General features: G+C 73.6%; 12 protein-coding genes and 1 pseudogene. 4 read left to right on the top strand and 9 right to left on the bottom strand.

Going from position 1 to position 19,604, the window contains the following annotated elements:
- Positions 1 to 42 precede the first annotated feature (42 nt).
- Both ACGFT1_RS06885 and ACGFT1_RS06880 read left to right on the top strand, forming a co-directional pair.
- On the top strand, positions 43 to 1,716 hold the full coding sequence (locus ACGFT1_RS06885; protein ID WP_373907975.1) for a PucR family transcriptional regulator: 1,674 nt from the start codon (positions 43 to 45) through the stop codon (positions 1,714 to 1,716).
- A 168-nt stretch (positions 1,717 to 1,884) separates the two neighbouring features.
- Positions 1,885 to 2,649: a hypothetical protein gene (locus tag ACGFT1_RS06880; protein ID WP_373907974.1), complete on the top strand. Its 765-nt coding sequence runs from the start codon at positions 1,885 to 1,887 to the stop codon at positions 2,647 to 2,649.
- Between the two features lie 140 nt (positions 2,650 to 2,789).
- Here ACGFT1_RS06880 and ACGFT1_RS06875 read toward each other — a convergent pair whose 3' ends face one another.
- On the bottom strand, positions 2,790 to 3,653 hold the full coding sequence (locus ACGFT1_RS06875) for a GntR family transcriptional regulator (RefSeq protein WP_373907973.1): 864 nt from the start codon (positions 3,651 to 3,653) through the stop codon (positions 2,790 to 2,792).
- Positions 3,654 to 3,828: 175 nt separating this feature from the next.
- Between ACGFT1_RS06875 and ACGFT1_RS06870 the strand changes: the two are divergent.
- Both ACGFT1_RS06870 and ACGFT1_RS06865 read left to right on the top strand, forming a co-directional pair.
- Positions 3,829 to 4,670: pseudogene (locus ACGFT1_RS06870) on the top strand (iron-sulfur protein).
- 317 nt (positions 4,671 to 4,987) lie between these two features.
- A complete protein-coding gene (locus ACGFT1_RS06865; RefSeq protein WP_373907972.1) occupies positions 4,988 to 6,028 on the top strand; it encodes a DUF2637 domain-containing protein in 1,041 nt (346 codons plus the stop codon).
- Between the two features lie 99 nt (positions 6,029 to 6,127).
- Here the strand turns inward: ACGFT1_RS06865 and ACGFT1_RS06860 are convergent, their stop codons facing one another.
- From ACGFT1_RS06860 to ACGFT1_RS06825, 8 genes are all read right to left on the bottom strand, one after another.
- A complete protein-coding gene (locus tag ACGFT1_RS06860) occupies positions 6,128 to 6,562 on the bottom strand; it encodes an ATP-binding protein (RefSeq protein ID WP_373907971.1) in 435 nt (144 codons plus the stop codon).
- 346 nt (positions 6,563 to 6,908) lie between these two features.
- Positions 6,909 to 8,651, bottom strand: coding sequence for a pyruvate dehydrogenase (locus ACGFT1_RS06855; RefSeq protein WP_373907970.1), 1,743 nt, complete (start codon positions 8,649 to 8,651; stop codon positions 6,909 to 6,911).
- Between the two features lie 63 nt (positions 8,652 to 8,714).
- Positions 8,715 to 10,145: a protein phosphatase 2C domain-containing protein gene (locus tag ACGFT1_RS06850; RefSeq protein ID WP_373907969.1), complete on the bottom strand. Its 1,431-nt coding sequence runs from the start codon at positions 10,143 to 10,145 to the stop codon at positions 8,715 to 8,717.
- A gap of 175 nt (positions 10,146 to 10,320) precedes the next feature.
- On the bottom strand, positions 10,321 to 11,502 hold the full coding sequence (locus tag ACGFT1_RS06845) for a GDSL-type esterase/lipase family protein (RefSeq protein WP_373907968.1): 1,182 nt from the start codon (positions 11,500 to 11,502) through the stop codon (positions 10,321 to 10,323).
- 431 nt (positions 11,503 to 11,933) lie between these two features.
- Positions 11,934 to 13,328 (bottom strand): AlkA N-terminal domain-containing protein, encoded by a 1,395-nt coding sequence (locus ACGFT1_RS06840; protein ID WP_373908231.1) that lies wholly within the window; start codon positions 13,326 to 13,328, stop codon positions 11,934 to 11,936.
- A 124-nt stretch (positions 13,329 to 13,452) separates the two neighbouring features.
- Positions 13,453 to 14,562: a ribosome small subunit-dependent GTPase A gene (rsgA, locus tag ACGFT1_RS06835; protein WP_373907967.1), complete on the bottom strand. Its 1,110-nt coding sequence runs from the start codon at positions 14,560 to 14,562 to the stop codon at positions 13,453 to 13,455.
- 1,014 nt (positions 14,563 to 15,576) lie between these two features.
- Positions 15,577 to 17,415, bottom strand: coding sequence for a DUF262 domain-containing protein (locus ACGFT1_RS06830; protein ID WP_373907966.1), 1,839 nt, complete (start codon positions 17,413 to 17,415; stop codon positions 15,577 to 15,579).
- Between the two features lie 487 nt (positions 17,416 to 17,902).
- Positions 17,903 to 19,396, bottom strand: coding sequence for a cellulose binding domain-containing protein (locus tag ACGFT1_RS06825; RefSeq protein ID WP_373907965.1), 1,494 nt, complete (start codon positions 19,394 to 19,396; stop codon positions 17,903 to 17,905).
- Between the last annotated feature and the right edge of the window lie 208 nt (positions 19,397 to 19,604).

The raw sequence follows: 19,604 nt of genomic DNA, 5'->3' as shown, positions 1-19,604 counted from the left end.
AGATCCATCGTAGGTTTCGAGACAAAGAACGGCGGCGACGAGATGCGGCTGCGCGCACTGCTGGACACCGACGCGCTGGGCCTGCGGCTGCTCGGCGGCGAGGACGAGCTGGACCGCGCGGTACGCGGGGTCATGACCACCGACCTGCGCGACCCCAGCCGCTACCTCACCGGCGGCGAGCTGGTGCTGACCGGCCTGGCCTGGCGCCGGGACGCCGACGACTCGGAGCCCTTCGTACGGATCCTGGTGCAGGCCGGGGTGGCGGCGCTCGCGGCCGGCGAGGCCGAGCTGGGCGATGTGCCGGAGGACCTGGTGGCCGCCTGCGCCCGGCACCGGCTGCCGCTGTTCGCGGTGCACGAGTCGGTGGCGTTCGCCACGATCACCGAGCACGTCGTCCGGCAGGTCTCCGGCGAGCGCGCCGGAGACCTGGCCGCGGTGGTGGACCGGCACCGGCGGATGATGACGTCGGGCCCGGCCGGCGGCGGCCCGGACGTGGTCCTGGACCTGCTCGGCTCCGACCTGGACCTGCGCGCCTGGGTGCTCTCCCCCACCGGCCGGCTGATCGCCGGCTCCGAGGTAGGCGGCCCGGCGCTGCCCGCCGAGACCTGCGCCCGGCTCGCCGCGGAGCACCTGGCCGCCACCCGTACCGGCCGCCGCGGCCCGCACCGGGCCCTGCTGAACGGCTCCACCTACTCCCTGTTCCCGGTCCGCTCCGCCGCCCGCTCCCCGCAGGCCCCCCGCGACGTCCGCGAGACGGTCCTGGCGGAATGGCTGCTGGCCGTGGAGGCGGACGCGGGTGACTGGCCCGCGGAGCGGCTGGACCTGCTCCAGGGCGTCACCCAGCTGATCGCCGTCGAACGGGACCGCCGCGACGCGGCCCGCACGGTGCGGCGCCGGCTCGCCCAGGAGGTGCTGGAACTGGTCCAGACGGGCGCCGCGCCCGCCGAGATCGCCGCCCGGCTGCGGGTGGCCGCGCCGGTGCTGCTGCCCGGGCTCGGGGCGGCGCCGCACTGGCAGGTCGTGGTGGCCCGCGTGGAGTGGGAGGGCGAGGAGGCCGGGGGCGGCGCGGTCGCCCAGTCCCTGCTGGAGGAGGTGCTCGTCGACCCCCTGGCGTCCGGCCCGGAACCGTCCGACCGCATCGCCGTCGCGCACACCGGCGACGAGGCGATCGCCCTGGTCCCCCTCCCCGCCGTCTCCACCGAGCACGACGGCTCCGAGACCGGGCTGCTCGCCGACGCCCTGCTCCGGTCGGTACGGGAGCCGCTGTCGGCCGGCCTCGACGGCGACGGGCGGCTCACCCTCGGCGTCAGCGCGGCCGTGCACTCGGCGGAGGGCCTGCGCGGCGCCCTGGAGGAGGCCCGGCACGCCCGCCGGGTGGCGGCGGCCCGCCCCGGCCGGGTCTGCGCCGCCGGCCACCATGAACTGGCCAGTCACGTCCTGCTGCTGCCCTTCGTCCCGGACGACGTCCGCCGCGCGTTCACGGCCCGCCTGCTGGACCCGCTGACGGAGTACGACCGCCGGCACCGCGCCGAGCTGATCCCGACGCTGGAGGCGTTCCTCGACTGCGACGGCTCCTGGACCCGCTGCGCCACCCGTCTCCACCTGCACGTCAACACGCTGCGCTACCGGGTGGGCCGGATCGAGCAGTTGACGGGACGGGACCTCTCCCGCCTCGAGGACAAGCTCGACTTCTTCCTGGCCCTGCGCATGAGCTGACGCCGGCGGGGGCGCGCGATGGCCGGGGGCCGCCGCGCCCGCGCCCCACGACTTTGTGAAATCTTTCACCCACCCTCTTGGCCCGGCCCCGCGATCGGTGCTGGAATGCCGCCACCACTCAACAGCTCGATGGCGTGCTTCGGGGAGGGCAACGTGGCGCATACCGCCATGTCTGGTAACGGAACCACCGGTGACGATCCGCTCCAGACCGCGGTATGGCGGTTGCGCAGCCGCGCCTGCTGGGCCGACGCCGCGGCCCTGCTGCCGGCCGACCGTCCCGGTACGGCGTTGCAGCGGGCCGGGCTCCTGGTCGAACGGTGCCTGTACACCGAGCGGGGCTGGCAGGACGCGGAGGACGCGCTGCGGACCGCGGAGGCCCTGGCCCACGACGACGAGGAACGCGGGGCCGCCGCCTGCGAGCGGGGCCAGCTCGCCTACGCCGCCACGCTGCACGGGGTCCGCGACCGGGCCGACGAGGCGCGGGCCGCGCTCGGCCGGGCGGCGGCGCTGATCCCTCCGGGAGCGGCCGGGCGGCCCCTGCTGGACTTCCGCCGGGGGCTGCTCGCCGAGAACCTGACCCGCTCCCCGCAGGCGGCCCGGGCCGCGTACCGGCGCGCGCACACGGGCGCCACGGCCCACGGCGACCCGCTCCTGCTGTCCTTCACCTGGCGGCACCTCGCCGGACTCGCCCTGCGCGAGGGCGAGGTGGCGGAGGCCCGGCACGGCTTCGCCGAATCCCTGCGCATCCGCGAGGAGTTGGGCTACCTGGTGGGCACGGCCCCCGCGCTGGCCTCCCTGGCGGACACGGAGGAGGAGCCGGAGGCGTCCCGCCTGCGCGAGGAGGCCCGCCGCCTGTTCCGCCTCCTCGGCGGAGTCCCCACCTGGCTGTCCCGCCACCTGAACCCCCCGACCCCGGGAGCGGCAACGGCGTAGGACCGGCCCCACCGGCTCCGGGTGCGGGGCACCCCGTCGGCCACGGCAATCCCCGAAGGGGTGCGGGGAACCGCGCGACCGGCCCCGACGGGCCCGCACCCGGGAGGCGACCTCAGCCCGCCCCCCGACCCGACAACCGCTCAGCCCGCGCCGGCGAAATGCTCCCCCACCAGCCTCCGCACGACATCACAGTCCCCGGCACTCAACGCGTCCAGCAACGCCAGGTGCTCCGCCGCGTCCGCCACCAGCCCGGCCCGCCCGGGCCGCCCGCGCCGTACCGGCGGCCACTGCGACCGCCGGTGCAGATCCTCGGCGATCCGGACGAGCTGTTCGTTGCCCGCCAGGGCGAGCAGGGCCCGGTGGAACGCCCGGTCGGCCTCCCAGTACGTCGCCGGACAGCCGCACGCGGCCGCCCGGACCGTCTCCTCGGCGAGGGGCCGCAGGTCGGCCCACCGCTCGGCCGGCACCGTGCGGGCGAGCCGCAGTATCACCGGCAGCTCGATCAGCGCGCGGACCTCGGCCAGTTCGGCCAGTTCCCGCGCCCCCCGCCGGACGACCCGGAAACCGCGGTTGGGGACGACCTCGACGGCGCCCTCCAGGGTGAGCTGCTGCATGGCTTCCCGCACGGGCGTGGCGGAGACGCCGAAGCGTTCGCCGAGCGCCGGCGCCGAGTAGACCTCGTCAGGCCGCAGCTCGCCGGTGACCAGGGCGGTGCGCAGGGCGTCCAGGATCTGCCCGCGCACGGAGGAGCGCCGCACCGCGGCCCGCGGTCCCGGGACCGGCCGCTCGCCTCGGGGGTGCTCATCGTGGAGGTGCTCACCGTGTGGGGCACCGTGGAGGTGCTCACCGTGGGTGTGCTCGCCCCGCACCGCGCCCCGCACCGGGGCGTCCGCGGCGTCCCGTTCCCGGACGGGAGCCTCCGCGCCGGACGGACGCTGCTGCGCCGGCACCCGGGCGGCACGCGCGCCCGCGGAGCCCTGCACGCCCTGCACGCCCTGCTTCACGGGTCCTCCTGGCGGCTTGTCGGTACTTGGGTCATTAACGACGGGTTGACACTGATCCGTCAAGCACCTTAGGCGCACCGGGCGGCAGCGCAAACTCCGCCAGGATGAGTAAGGACAGGCTTGCCTGTGCACTCCAGTCCTGCCCAGGACGTGTCGAAGGGGCGGTGGTCCTGCCATGCCCGCTGCGGCCTCTCCGCTCACCGCCGCGTACGACCGCCTCGGCGCGGTCCTGCCGGCGCCGACCGTGGCCGAGCTGGGCCCCAACGCCCCCGCGGCCTCCGGCGAGGGCTGGACCAGTGCCGCCGGGCTCGCCGCCGGCGGGGCGGAGCTGGACGCTTTCCTGGCCTGGGACGCGGCCCAGGTGCCGCGCGACCATGGCCGGCCGGCCCGACCCGACGTCGTCGCGAGCTTCGGCCTGCATCGCTACGCCTGGGCCTCCTGCCTGCTGATCACCGTGCCGTGGTTCCTGCACCGCCGGGTGCCGCGGCTGCCCGTGACGCACGTCTCGTACCGACGCACGGCCGGCCGGATGGCCGTGCGGCCGCCCGTCGCCCTCGCCTGCCTGCCCGGCGATCCGGCCGCCGCGCTGCCCGGCACGGTCGTCGTACCGGACGAGGAGGCCCTGCGGGCCCGGGTGCGGGCAGCCGTGGCCGAGCACCTGGAGCCGGTGCTGGACGCCTTCGGGCCCCGTGCCCGGCGGCGCGGGCGGCACTGTGGGGCATGGCCACCGATGAGGTCGTGGAGGGGCTGTGGTATGTCGCCCGGCTGCTCGGTGAGGACGAGGAACGGCGGGCCGTGCGGGAGCTGGGGCTGCTGCTGCCCGGCGCGACCGGGCCCTACGCGGGTGCGGCGGCCTTCCGGACGTCGGCGGGTCCGGACGGGGCGCCCCTGGCGACCCGGGTCCGGGCGAGCTGCCGCATGTTCTGCACCGTCCGCCCCGAGGACATGTGCGCCACCTGTCCGCGCACCCGCGACGGCGCGCGGATCGGCAAGGCGGCCTCTGCTGCCGCCGCCTGAGAAGCCGTCAGGTCAGCGGTGCGGCCGCGCGTCCACTAGGATCACCGCGACAGGAGCCCGCCGCTCACGGCGCAACTCCCAGACAAATACTTCACCGTTTCCTCACCTGCCACGGGAACTTTCCGCGGGACCACCCGTACGGGTAGTCTTATTCGAACTCAACTCCCGCCCCTCACGCGGCAGTTCGAGCAGAAAGCCGTCTGCGGGCATCCCCTTGCACCTCCTTGGCGGCCTCTTGCCCCGAAACCCCTTGAGGGCCGTCGGGAGTGGGCCACTATGGCGGGCATTACGCCCTATCCCAATGCAAGGGACCCCTGATGAGATTGACCGACATATCGCTGAACTGGCTGCTTCCGGGCGCCGTGCTGCTCCTGGGCATGCTGGCGGCGGTGGCGGTGCTCGCGCGCGGCAAGCGCACCTCCGGGGAGAACGCGAGCGCGGACGACTCGTGGGAGCGCACCGAGGAGCGCCGGCGGCGCAAGGAGGCCGTCTACGGCACGGCCTCCTACGTGCTCCTCTTCTGCTGCGCGGCGGTCGCGGCCGCCCTGTCCTTCCACGGGCTCGTCGGCTTCGGCGAGCAGAACCTGGGGCTGACCGACGGGTGGCAGTACCTGGTGCCGTTCGGTCTGGACGGTGCGGCGATGTTCTGCTCCGTGCTCGCGGTGCGCGAGGCCAGCCACGGTGACGCGGCCCTCGGTTCGCGGCTGCTCGTATGGATGTTCGCGGCGGCGGCTGCCTGGTTCAACTGGGTGCACGCACCCCGGGGGGCCGGTCACGACGGCGCGCCGCAGTTCTTCTCCGGCATGTCGCTGTCGGCGGCGGTGCTGTTCGACCGGGCGCTGAAGCAGACCCGCCGGGCCGCGCTGCGCGAGCAGGGCCTGGTACCGCGTCCGCTGCCGCAGATCCGCATGGTCCGCTGGATGCGCGCGCCCCGCGAGACCTACCGCGCCTGGTCGCTGATGCTCCTGGAGGGTGTGCGCAGCCTCGACGAGGCGGTCGAGGAGGCCCGCGAGGACAAGCGGCAGAAGGAGGCCAACCGCCAGCGCCGGCGCGACCAGCAGCGTGTGGAGCGTGCCCAGCTGAAGGCGATCAGCCGGGGTCACCGCGGGTTCGTCGGCCGGGGCGGCCGGCAGGTCGAGGTGCAGGCGGTGGAGCGCGGTGCGGCCCCGACGACCGCGGAGCCTGCCATATCGACCGCGGAGCAGCTGCCCGTCCGCGCCCGGCCCTCCCTTCAGCCGGTCCGCAGCGGAGCTGAGCCGGTGGCCGTCGACCTCACCGCGGAGGACGACACGATGGCCCTGCCGCGTCTGGACTCCCTGGAGCGCAAGCTGAAGGACCTGGAGCAGCAGTTCGGCTGACAGCCGGTCCGCGGGTGACCGCGCTACGGGGCGGGGGCGTGACCACGCGGGTCACGCCCCCGCCCCGTTGCCGTCCGCGCCGTCCCGCCGTCCATGCCGTCACGCCGCCTCGGCGCCCAGTTCGAACCACACCGACTTGCCGACCCCGTGCGGCCGCACCCCCCAGGCGTCGGCGAGGCACTCCAGCAGCACCAGGCCCCGGCCGTGCGTGTCGTCGTCCGGTCGCGGGGCGTGCGGCGCGGGTCTGCGGGCCACGAAGTCCCGTACCTCGACCCGTAGTCCGCCCGGTTCCACGACGGCCGTGAGGACGGCGTCGTCGTCGGTGTGGACGAGCGCGTTGGTGACGAGTTCGCTGGTGAGGAGCTCGGCGATCTCCGAGCGGCCCGGTTTGCCCCAGTGCCGCAGCAGTTCGCGCAGCTCCCGGCGGGCCTCCGGCACCGCCCTGAGGTCCGCCCGGTCCAGCCTGCGCCTCAGTCGCTGCGCGTGTTCCGTGATGGTGGCGGCCCTTTCCCCCGCGGTCTGCCCCGTCTTCATCGAGGAGGCCCCGATGGTCGCGGGACCGCCCCCTCGTGCCTGCCTCTTCATGACCCCCGCCCGCACGCCGCCGGTCCCTGCCCTTCCTGGTCGAACACGTTCACGGGGGGATGCTTGCCCAACAGGCTCCCGGGCAGTCCTGGGGTGTGCCCGATGACCGGAGGTTCGGCCACATCCGCACCCGGCCCCGCCCGGCCGCCGGACTCGGTCGCGGCCGCGCCCCGGGCTCCTCGCACGTCGCTGGGCGCCACGGACGCCCCGCGACACCGGTCCGGCTCCGCCCGGCACCAGCTGTCGGCACGCCGTCACGGCGCGTGAAACTGGCCGAAAGCCGCCCCTGGACCGGTCAAGGACGCGGCACGTTGCGCAGGTTGGAACGGGCCATCTGCAGCATCCGGCCCACTCCGCCGTCGAGCACGATCTTCGAGGCGGACAGCGCGAACCCGGTGACCATCTCCGAGCTGATCCGCGGCGGGATGGACAGGGCGTTGGGGTCGGTGACCACGTCCACCAGGGCCGGCCCCTTGTGCCGGAATGCCTCCTTCAGGGCGCCGGCGAGCTGCTTGGGCTTCTCCACCCGCACCCCGTGGGCACCGCACGCCCGGGCGACGGCGGCGAAGTCGGGGTTGGTGTTGGTGGTGCCGTACGAGGGCAGACCCGCGACCAGCATCTCCAACTCGACCATGCTGAGGGCGGAGTTGTTGAACAGCACCACCTTGACCGGCAGGTCGTACTGCACGAGCGTCAGGAAGTCGCCCATCAGCATGGAGAATCCGCCGTCACCGGACATGGCCACCACCTGCCGGCGGCGGTCGGTGAACTGGGCGCCGATCGCCATGGGCAGCGCGTTCGCCATCGACCCGTGCGAGAACGAACCGATGATCCGGCGGCGGCCGTTGGGCGTGAGGTAGCGGGCCGCCCAGACGTTGCACATGCCGGTGTCGACGGTGAACACCGCGTCGTCGGCGGCGACCTCGTCCAGCACGGCGGCCACGTACTCGGGATGGATCGGGACGTGCTTGTCGACCTTCCGGGTGTACGCCTTGACCACGCCCTCCAGCGCGTCGGCGTGCTTCTTCAGCATCTTGTCGAGGAAGCGCCGGCCGGTCTTCTCCCGCACCCGTGGGATCAGGCAGCGCAGCGTCTCGCGGACGTCGCCCCACACGGCGAGGTCGAGCCGGGAGCGGCGGCCGAGCACCTCGGGCCGCACGTCGACCTGGGCGATCCGCACGTCGTCGGGCAGGAAGGCGTTGTACGGGAAGTCGGTGCCGAGCAGGATCAGCAGGTCGCACTCGTGGGTGGCCTCGTAGGCGGCACCGTAACCGAGGAGCCCGCTCATCCCCACGTCGAACCTGTTGTCGTACTGGATGAACTCCTTGCCGCGCAGGGCGTGGCCCACCGGCGACTTGATCTTCTCCGCGAACCGCATCACCTCGGCGTGGGCGCCGGCCGTGCCGCTGCCGCAGAAAAGGGTGACCTTGCCGGCCGCGTCGATCATCTCCACGAGCCGGTCGATCTCGGCGTCACCGGGCCGGACGGTCGGCCGGGACGTGACGAGCGCGCTCTGCGGCGCCTTCTCCGGAGCCGGTTCACCGGCGATGTCGCCCGGCAGGGACACCACGCTCACGCCGCTGCGTCCGACCGCGTGCTGGATGGCGCTCTGGAGCAGCCGCGGCATCTGCTTCGGGCTGGAGATCAGCTCGCAGTAGTGGCTGCACTCCTGGAACAGCCGGTCCGGGTGGGTTTCCTGGAAGTAGCCGAGACCGATCTCGCTGGACGGGATGTGCGAGGCGAGGGCCAGGACGGGGGCCATGGAGCGGTGGGCGTCGTACAGGCCGTTGATGAGGTGGAGATTGCCCGGCCCGCAGGAGCCGGCGCAGGCGGCCAGGCTGCCGGTGACCTGGGCCTCGGCACCCGCCGCGAACGCGGCGGTCTCCTCGTGCCGTACGTGGACCCAGTCGATGGCCGCGTTGCGGCGGACGGCGTCCACCACCGGGTTGAGGCTGTCCCCGACGACACCGTACAGACGGCGCACTCCGGCGCGGACGAGGATGTCGACGAACTGCTCGGCGACGTTCTGTTTGGCCATGGCCTCTGCCCCTTCGCTGTCCCGGGATAGCCGTCCCGGTCCATCAATCCACAGGGGCCGCGGTTACGCCTCCCACACGGCCGCCGCCGTACGGTCGTCGGCGTAGCCCTTCACCCGCACCTGGGCATCGGCGAGGAACGCGGCGAGGCCGGGCGGGGTGCGTCCGGACCAGCGGCGGGCCAGGTAGGCGCACAGGGCGGGCTCGCCGCGCAGCGGCTCGGCCATACCCGCGGTGCACATCACCAGCGCGTCACCCGGGCGGGCTACCGAGGCACGGAAACGGAACGGCTCGCGGGGCGGCTCGGGCACGGGATCCGGGACGGGCTCGAACGGGCTCGGCGGGGCCGGGATACCGAGGTCCATCGTCAGCCGGTCACCCTCGGGGGTGCGCTCCGGCCGCGAACCGCTGCCGGCGGCCGGGCTGCCCGTGGTCCCCGTGACGCCGTCGGGCGGCGTGACCGGCTCGATGTCCTGCCACACGCCGTCCCGCAGCCGGAACAGGCCGCCGTCACCGACACCGAAGAAGACGCGCGTACGGCAGTCCGGATCCGCGGGAAGCAGCAGACAGCGCAGGCTCGCCGTGTACTCCTCGGGGCCGACGCCCCGCTCGGCGGCACTCTCGCGCAGCCTGCCCATGCCCCGGTCGGTCAGCCGGTGCAGGCCTGCCTTGAGATCGCCGCGCCGGGCCGTGCGGATGTCCTCCACGAGCCGCTGGTGACTGCGGCCCACGGCCCGGCCGATCCACCGGCACGCCTCGGCCGCCGCCAGGTGCGCGCCGGGCGTGGACCGGGCGCCGGTGGCCATCGCGACGAGGACCAGCGCCTGGTCGCCGGCCCCGAAGCGGGCGGTGAGCAGCGCGTCCCGGCGCGGCTCGCCGCGGTAGCGCGCCGAGTCCCCGCGCGACGACACGGCCCGCAGCGTGCACGCCCCGTACCGGGCACCGTCCAGCACGGTGTCCGCGACCAGCTCGTCCAGCCCGTCCGGGGCGGCGAGCGGGAGCGCGGTGGGTTCGGGGTCGTAGGTGGGAGGCCCGGAGCCGACGTGATCGACGTGATCGACGTGATCGACGTGATCGACGTGATCGACGTGATCGACGTGATCGACGGAAGAGCCGATGGGGGCCGGCGGTGGGCCGGCAGCCGGGGCGGGGGAGGCGGTCGCGGGCTCCGGTGCGCAGGACTCGCCGGCCTCACGGGACACGGGAGCGGCCGGGGGCGGGGGCGGGGTAGTGCCCTCGGGGGGCGCGGGCGGTGCGGGCCGTCTTGGTCCGGTGGGCGGACAAGGGTCGGCGGGGGCGGCGCGTTGGGGTGGGACCGGGGGCGCGGCCGGGGGCGCCGGCGGGTCCCGTCGGGCCACCGTGTTCCGCGCCGAGGTGAAGCGGTCGTCCAGGGAATCGGGCGCGGCCGTGGGACCCGTGTCCTGGGTGGAGTCGTCGTACAGCTGACCCCACCAGTCGTCCTCGGAACGGGCGGGACTTCCCCCCTGCTGGCTCATGCCCCTGATTGTCCACCGCACGGGCGGTGGGGAAACGGGGCAACGGGAAAATTCGGTGTACGCGGCCGCACCGGCGGCCTGGCGAGTGAGCGGGTGAACAGGCGTACGAGGGGCGGTCGGCACCCGCCGGCGTCCTTGCCGAGTCCGGTCGGCCTGACCTGTGCCGGCCCGGCGCTCAGTGGGTCAGGGCGCGGTGGACCGTGTCGGCGACGACGCCCATGCCGGCGTCATTGAAGTGCAGGTGGTCGCCGGGGTCGTACGCGGGCAGCAGGCGGGCGGGGTCGGCCGGATCGCGTACGGCGGCGTCGGCGTCGGCGACCGCGTCGAAGACGCCGCCGCCCCGGATGAAGGCGTTCACCCGCCGTCGTACGGCCTCGCGGGCGGCGGACCAGGCGGGGTGGCCGCGGTACGGGGTGAGGGTGACACCGACGACCCGGACACCGCGGGCGTGAGCCCGGGTGACGAGGGTGCGGTACGCGGCGGCGTAGGCGGCCGGATCGCCCGCCTCGGGGGCGCCGTTGATGTCGTTGACGCCTTCCAGGACGACCAGGACCCGTACCCGGGGCAGGTCCAGCGCGTCGGCGTCCAGGCGGGTGAGGGCGCTGGGGCCGGTGCCGTCGCGCAGCAGCCGGTTGCCGGCGACGCCGGCGTTGAGGACGCCGTACCGGTGGCCGCCCAGCCGCCGTGCGAGCCGGTCGGGCCAGCGGCGGTTGGTGTCGGGGGTGGAGCCGGTGCCGTCGGTGAGCGAGTCACCGAACGCGACGACGCTGCCCAGGGCGGTGCCGCGGACGTCGACGCCGGTGACGTAGTACCAGTGGCCGGTGGTCGCGGTGTACGCGGCGCCGCCCTCGTCCTCCGCTCGGCCGGCGCCGGCCCGGGCCAGGTAGCTGGTCTGCAGGGCGGTGCGGTGATAGGTGGCGGGTCCGGAGTCGCCCGGCGTGTACACGGTGACGAGCAGGTCGGCACCGGACCGCACCGGCAGCGGCACCGGGTCGCTGACCGTGTCCGCGCCCGGCGGGACGGTGGTCCGCGGCGCGCCGTGGAAGGTGGCGGCGCGCAGGGTGCCGGGGACGGCGGCCGGGCCGGCCGCGCGGCGCAGTGCGACGGTGACCGCGCCCAGGCGCAGCGGGGCGGTGCCGAGCCGGTTGCTGAGCCGGACGCGGACGGCCGTGCCGCCGATGCCGAGGTGGACGACGTTGCGGACGGCGGCGCCGGGCAGCGGGGCGGTCGTACCGGAGGGCGCCGTCTCCCAGGCACCGGTCCAGGGCAGCGCGGCGGGCTCGGCGACGGCAGGCGGCGTCAGACCGGGCGCCAGCGCCGTCAGGACGACCGCGAGAACCCGTACGACCGTGCGCATCCGTGTCCGCCCTTCCCCGTGGCCCGCCGCAGGCGACCGTGCCACACGACCGGCCCGCGCCACGGGAACGCCGACGCGGGTCCACCCACTCGGCGTAAGGACGCCCATGCTGGCCGGCGGCCGGGACGACCGGGTGACCGGGACGACCGGGTGACCGGACCAGCGGGGTGACCGGGTGCCCGCTTCGCCCGGGCCGCTGGTGCACCGGTCGGCCGGCCGGTCAGCCGGTTCGCCGGTTCACCGGTCGGCCGGCCGGTTCACCGGACCGCTACCTGGACGGTCCGCCGGGGCGCAGGTTCACCTGCCCGCCGGACCGGGCCACCCGACCAGGGTCCGCCGGGGCGCCGGGGCGCCAACGGTCGCCGCGAGCACCGCCGTTCCGCGGCGGGCCGTGCCCCTCGGGACGGGCGCCCGGGCCCGGCGCATGCGGGTCACCAGGGCAATTGCCCGGCCACGCGCAGGTGTTGCACGGCGTACGACCGCCATGGGCGCCAGGCGCCGGGGATGTCGGCGCCGGGCGGGGACACGTCCGGATCGCCGAGGGCACGTACGCGCAGGGCGGCGGCCACGGCCGGGTCCATGCCGGGCAGGGCGAGCAGGGCTTCCTCGGCTTCGTCCCGGTCGGCGCCCGCGTCCAGCCGTACGGTGCCGTCGGCGAGGGCGGCGGCCAGCGCGCCCAGCGGGCCGGCGGGCTCGGCCTCGGCGAGGACGGCGGGCTCGGGGAAGAGATGCGTGAGGCTGCCGCAGGGCGCGTCGAGGGCCTTGCCGTACCTGCGGACCAACTCCTGGGCGCCCCGGGTCCCCGCCAGGGCGCGCACGGCGGGCTCCAGCGGGTCCACCGCACCGGGTGAGCGCAGTCCGGGCCGGGCGGCGACGAGCGGGGCGAGCCGCGGGGCGGCGCCGAGGCGCTCGTCGACGGCGTACGGGTCGGCGTCCAGGTCGAACAGCCGGCGCAGCCGTTGCACCGCGGTCGTCAGGTCCCGGGGGTCGGTGAGGTTCAGCCGGGCCTCCAGCCAGCCGCCCGGGTGGGTGCCGGCGCCGGCCCGGGAGGCCCGGGCGCGTTCGTGGACGGCGACGAGCGCGGTGCCGTACGGCAGCCGCAGACTGCGCCGGTAGGTACGGCCACCCGGGCCCCCGGTCACCTCCTCTACGCCCGGTACGGCCTCCCGGGCGAGCTGGTCGAAGACGGCGGCGGCCTGGTACGGGCCCCGGTGGGCGAGCCGGAGCGGGATGCCCGCGCCGGGCGCGGCACGGCGGACGCCCCGGCCGCGGAGGGCGGCGGCACGCACCTCGGTCGGTGTCGCGTCGTACACCTCGCGGATGGTGTCGTTGAACTGCCGCACGCTGGCGAACCCGGACGCGAAGGCGATCTCCGTGACGGGCAGGTCGGTGGTCCGCAGCAGCACCCGCGCGGTGTGTGCCCGCTGGGCCCGGGCGAGCGCGACGGGCCCGGCGCCCAGTTCCGCGGTGAGCTGCCGCTGGACCTGCCGGGCGCTGTAGCCGAGCCGCGCGGCGAGCCCGGCGACGCCCTCGCGGTCCACGACGCCGTCGGCGATCAGGCGCATGGCCCGGCCGACGGCGTCCGCGCGGACGTTCCACTCCGCCGAGCCGGGCACGGCGTCCGGCCGGCACCGGCGGCAGGCGCGGAACCCGGAGCCCTGGGCGGCGGCGGCGGTCGCGAAGAACCGCACGTTGTGCCGCTTGGGCGTCACCGCCGGGCAGCTGGGCCGGCAGTAGATCCCGGTGGTCTCGACAGCGAAGAAGAACGCCCCGTCGAACCGTCCGTCGCGGCTGCGTACCGCCTCGTACCTGGTGTCCGCGTCCATCACGTGTCCCAGTGTGCGCCGGGCCGACGGACACGGCTGGCGGAAATCGGACGTGGACCGGGGGCCGCCGAGCGACGGGACCGGGAGCGGTGGCTTCCGGGTCGCGTCGCTCGGCGTGAACCGGTCAGTGCCAGGACCTGCGTTTGGCCTCGCCCGCGGCCTTGCCGGCGAGGCCCTTGCGCTGCCACTCCTTCTTCAGCTCCGACCGGAGTCGCGCGTCGGACTTGGCCACGGTCCACTGGTTCTCGCGCACGAGCTTGCGGTAGCTCTCCAGCCGCCGGTCCGGAAGGTCGCCGTTCTCCACGGCGGCCCGCACCGCGCAGCCCGGCTCGGCCTCGTGGGCGCAGTCGTGGAACCGGCACCCGGCGGCCAGTTCCTCGATCTCGGCGAACACCTGCCCGACCCCGGTCGCGGCGTCGTACATGCCGACGCCGCGCAGCCCGGGCGTGTCGATGAGGACGCCGCCGGAGGGCAGGGTGAGCAGGTTGCGGGTGGTCGTGGTGTGCCGGCCCTTGCCGTCGACGTCACGGGCGGCCTGCACCTGCATGATGTCCGCCCCGGCGAGCCCGTTGGCGAGCGTGGACTTGCCCGCGCCGGACTGGCCGAGCAGCACGCTCGTACCGGAGCCGACCAACGCGACGAGGGCGTCGAGACCGTCGCCGTGCAGGGCGCTCACGGGGATCACGGGCACGCCGGGCGCGCTGGTCTCCACGTCCTGCACGAGGTGGGCCAGGGTGACCGGGTCCGGCACGAGGTCGGCCTTGGTGAGGACGACGACAGGCTGTGCGCCGGACTCCCAGGCGAGGGCGAGGAAGCGTTCGACGCGGCCGAGGTCGAGTTCCACGGCGAGGGACACGGCGACGACGGCGTGGTCGACGTTGGCGGCGAGGATCTGCCCCTCGGACCGCTTGGAGGAGGTGGAGCGGACGAAGGCGGTGCGGCGCGGCAGATACGCGCGGACGTAGCGGGGGGTCCCGCCGGGGTCGACGGCGGCCCAGTCGCCGGTGCACACGACCCGCAGCGGGTCGTGCGGGGTGACGAAGGCGGTGTCGGCGCGGACGACTCCGTCGGCGGTGACGACGTCGCACTGGCCCCGGTCGACCCGGACGACCCGGCCGGGCAGGAGGCCCTTCTCGGCGTACGGAGCGAACTCCGTCTCCCACCCCTCGTCCCAGCCGTACGGGGCGAGAGGGCGCGACGAAGCGGAAGAGGCCGAAAGAGAGGAGAGATTCAAGGGGAACCCTTCACAGGGCGGTCCCAGCTGCGCGCACTCGCGGGCGCGAAGTAGAACAGGCAGGATCAGCCGGAGACCACGGAGATGGAGTGGATGAACTTCTGGTTGCGGGCAGCGCCCACCAAAGAGACAGCCATCGGTCACACCTCGCGTTCTCACTCGATCGACCACAGCGGCCGACAGCCACTGCGTGAAGCGAACCCCACCCTAGGGGCGCCCGCATTCCGGCGCCAACGATTTTGCGCAGGGTCACCGGCCGTGCTGTTGGAGGAGCCGCATCAGGTTCCGATTCGGTTCTGACCGGCACACAGAACGGCGTGTCACACGGTGAGATGGGCTTCGGTGCCGCAGTCCTGGTGCGGCGACCCGATCGTGACCGAGGCCCTGCTCCACGACAGGGACGTCGATGCAGCCGGTGGGCCACGGTCGAAACGGGTGCGCTCGACCGGCAGTGGCTCGCCCTCGCCGACCAAGCCCTGTCATCATCGCCTGTCGATCACGGCGATGTCGGACCCTGAGCGCCCCTTGCGCGCCGAGAGCCTCTTCATAGTCGAGCCACAGATTCACGCAGGTGAGATCGCTCAGGTCGCTGAATGGATGGCCGACCAGCCACCGAGTGGTCTTGTGCGAGTCCGAACATGGCGCGCGTCAGCGTCGAGGTGGGCCTCGCGAAAACGCCGTCCCGTCTCGCCGCGGGTGACCGTCTAAGTCCCCGATGGCATCCCTGGTCCGCCCGGCGGCGGTCAGCGCGGCGATCGCGGAGACCGCCTGGGTACCAGTTCACCGTAGGCGCGGGCTTCGGCGTACTCCATGTAGCCGTAACGTGCCTGCCCGCCAAGGCCCACCGCACCTGCCCCGTTCGATGGCCCGCAAGATCAGCGCCTCTTGGTCTTCTTCTTTTGCGGTGGGGACCAATCGCCTCGGTGCAACTGGCAGCGAGAGTAACCGATCATCGCAGGGTTCTCGCATCGTTTACGACATTTCTGATCACTGTGCCCATCAGGAACTCGCTGATCACAGATCGTCGGTGTCATCCGCCGTGTCGAGGTTGATCCCCAGACCCTCGGCGCCCGGATCGTCGTCCAGGATCGGTTTGCCCATCACGTCGGAGATGCTGCGGAGCAGCGCCGCCCTACGGGCGGTGAAGAATCCGTCGAAGTCATCGGTGGCCATCAGTTCCGGTTGGGCCAGGTGAGAGCGAATGCGTTCGGCGACGCTTTCGTGAGGAGTCTGCGCGGCCTTGATCAGACGGGCAAGATAGTCGGAGGGAGCCGCCCCTCCGATGATTCGGTTGGTACGGGCGGTCAACGGGGTCTTATTGATGATCGAATTGTAGTCGGCTGGGGCGTGCCCAGCCTTTTCGCACCACGTCTTGGGGAAGATGTGGTGAATGTCGATGGACTCGTCGAAATACCCGGTGACCTCGGCCTTTTCCCCGGTGCGCCAGTCCCGGGCGCCCGCCCTGAGCAGCAGAGCGTAAATCCCCTTGTAGGCAGCACTGTTCCGAGTACGCAGAGTCAACAGGCGTCCGGGGGCGAACTGCGCAGCGGTTACGGTCCGAGGCTCTGCGGCGTCCTCGCGGATCCAGTCGACGACATCCGGCAAATCCTGACTGAAGCGTGTCTCGGTCGAGCCGCCGTACAGCTCCCCGAACACACCACACCAGTACCAGCGAGCGAGCTTGTGCTGGGCCCCAGCACTCTGCGCGGCATCTCCGGCCACGGCCAGGATCGCGGCAAGCGGTATCAGCTGTGTTCCGTAAGGCAGGAACTTCGTATCGAAGAGAAACTGCTGGTGCAGGAACTTCGCCGCCGCCTTGAAGCCGTCGATGACGGACGGCGAGAAGCGTACGTAGTCCTCGAGGGCGAGGGCGAGCATGTCCTTGCGCTTGCAGCCGATGCGCGGCAGCCGCTCTTCTTCCGTGCCGCGTTCGGCCTCGCACCCGCGCCGCTCGGCCGTGGCCAGCAGGGTGACTGCCTGGAGGAAGTCCGTGTTCGATACGTCGCGAAGGATGCGGTACTCGGGCGCCTTCCAAGCAGCGCGGCACTCCCGCTCCCAGTGGTGGCGCAGATCGAACTCGTCCGCTGCGTAGGTGGCGGTCAACAGCTCGAAGACGGTCAGGGTGACACCGCCGGTGTTCACCTTCTCGAACACCTGGCACACGGCTTGGCGTGGGGTCGCCTGCCCGAGTTCGATGACTGGAACGTGGTAGCGGTCGAAGGAGCGGACGAACGCCTCGTTGAAGTCGCGCCACAGTGTGCGCTTGTCCTTGTCACCGTCCCAGTGGTCAGTGAACTCGTAGCCCCAGTCGCCGCCGTCGAAGACGGCGTGAAGCGGAAAGAGATGCGCCTCGTACTCACGCTCGGGAGTCGAGTAGTCCTCGATGACCTGACCCCGGAAGTTGAGGACCTTGCGCGTTTCCGGCAGAAACCGGATCGCGTCCTCTCGGTCGCTGTTCTCGTCGAGAGCCTGAACCATGTCGACGTAGAACCAGCCCGACACCTGGTGCTTGCGCAGGTCCTGCGTGACCACCGGACCGTTCAGCTTCAGCGACTGGAACAGCGACGTCAGCCGCTGCTGCCCGTCGAGTACGAGCGTGTCGGGCTCCGGCTTGCCGACCGGGGTGGCCCCCTCGATGGGCCGGTACTTGAACCGGACGTCGCCGCCCGCCTTGAGCAACATGACGGTGCCGACGGGATAGCTCAGCGAGATCGACGCAAGGAGGCTGGCGATGTTCGGGTAGGGCCACACCCAGCCCCGCTGAAACTCCGGCAATTGAGCCTTGCCCACTTCTACTTGCCGCAGCAGATCTCGCAACGGCCGCTTGTCGATGCTGAACGCTTCGTCGGGCACATCGGCTCCTTGAGGCTGCCGGTCACCAGAGGTGGGCGCCTGAGGTGGACTTGTCTCATGTCACAGCAAAACTACTGGTTGTCATGACATCGGGTGCCAGAATCGGGAAACAGCTCGAATCTTCATCAGGGAGTCGGTGGCCTCACCGGCTCAAGCCACTTGACGGCCGACGACTCCCGCACTTCGGCCGCATGGCCGCCTGCCTTCGGCGTCGGTTGTCCGCGGCGGCCGGCGGAGCCGCATGCCCAGGACCTGAGCGGTGGCCGGCCTCGGCTGTGGCCTCCGGGCAACCGCACACGTCTCGTCACGTCACATTGCAGCACCCGCCTGTAGGACCGCGAAGTGGCTGACCAGCTCCACGACCGCCCCGTCCGGACAGAGACGAGGGCGAGGAAGCGTGCGACACAGCCGAGGTGGAATCTCACGGCGAGGAACACGGCGACGACGGCGTCACCTCCACTCCCCCGCTGTCCCTCCCCTCGCGGCGTCAACTCACCGCGCAATCGGCCCCGTCGAGGGTGAAGGCGGTCGGTGTCCGGTTCGCGTCGCGCCAGGAGCCGAGGAACCCGAAGGACACGGTGCCGTGCGCGGCCACGGTTCTGTTGTAGTCGGCGGCGGTGGCCGTGACGTGGGAGCCGTCCTGGTGGACGGTGGCGTCCCACATGTTGCCGACCCGCTGGCCGTCGCGGAAGGACCAGGAGACCCGCCAGCCGGTGAGGGCCCGGTCGGTGGTGACGGTCACGGTGGCCTGGAAGCCGTCGGGCCACTGGCCGACCAGGTGGTAGGCGATCCGGCAGCCGGTGGTCCGCGGGGTGGCGGGGGCGCTCGCGGGGTGGGGCCGGGGGGCGGCGGAGGAGGTGCCCTGCGGCTCGGGGCCGGGCTCCTTCGGGACGGGCGCGGTCACGGTACCGGCCGCGGAGGCAGTGGCGGACGGTGTGGCGGACGGCGGCGCGGTCGTGGCCGGGCGGGTGGTGGTGCGGGAGGCGCCGCGGTCGGCGGCCGTCTGGCGGTTGTCACGGGCTTCGGCGACGCCGTCGCCGGAGCCGCCGAACGGCATCATCGACACGCCGAGCGCGAGCGCCGACAGCAGGACCGCGGCGGCGAGCAGTCCGCCGCGCAGGACGCGGCTGCGGCCCGCACCCTCCTCGGCGTCCCCCGTGCCGGATCCGGACGGGCCGGGGCGGCCCGCGCCGAGGCGGACCTCGGCGGCCCGGCGGCGGCGTTCCAGGTAGGCGAGGCCGCCCCAGCCGATCACCCCGCCGGCCAGCGCGGCGGGCAGGCCGCCGCCGTGCAGGCGCAGGCAGGCGGCGGCCTCGGCGCACTGCACGCAGGTCGCGAGGTGCCGCGAGAGGTCGGCGGGGGTCTCGGCGGCGGCCGAACGGGTGACCGCGTCCAGCAGGCGGGCGTAGGAGCGGCACTCCGCGTCCGTCAGAGAGTCGAGGTGGGCGCGGTGGCAGCGGTCCCGGAACAGGGTGCGGACCTGGTCGAGTTCACCGGCGGCGGTGGCCGGGTCCAGGCCGAGCCGGCGGGCCACGGTGGGCAGGGGCAGCGCCTCCACCTCGGCCAGCCACAGCAGCGCGGCGTCGGCCTCCTGCATGTCCCGCAGGCCGCGCAGTGCGACCGGGCGGTGCGGCGGCGGCCCCGTGAAGCGGGCGGCGCCGGGCGAGTTGAGCCACAGTCTCAGGTCGGGGTCGAGCCGGTGTCCCCCGCCGCCCGCCTCCCAGGCCGCCGCGGTGTTGCGTACGGCGGTGAGCAGCGCCGCGATCGTGGGCAGCCGGGCGGTGCGGCGGCCGGCGCCGCGCACGTGGGGAGCGGCGGCGGCGCGGACCTCGCGCATGCCGAGCGTGAACGCCTCGTTCGCCAGCTGGTGGGCCGTCAGGGATCCGGAGGTGCACAGGTCCGCGTACGAGAGCACGGCGTCCCAGCACTCCGCGAACAGCGCGGCCTCGGTGTCGTCCTGGGGGGTCGGCAGGTCGGGCATGGGACTCCTGCATCCACGTGCGAGTCAACTCACCTGAGAGGGAATGGAGTTGTAGGGGACCTCGCGGGAGGACACAGAGCCTTTCACGGCCTCGACACAACTGACAAGCTGCCTGTTCACATCCGGTTACCGAAGGTCATGACCCGGTCGCGTGGCACGACGGCCCGTGGCTCCCGTCTCCGTTACGGACGCGGACGCGGCCCCGTTC

The organism is Streptomyces sp. Y20, assembly GCF_043195475.1.
In the GTDB taxonomy this organism is placed as follows: domain Bacteria; phylum Actinomycetota; class Actinomycetes; order Streptomycetales; family Streptomycetaceae; genus Streptomyces.
Note: the sequence above shows the minus strand (reverse complement) of the source record. Positions and strands in the feature narration are given on the sequence as shown.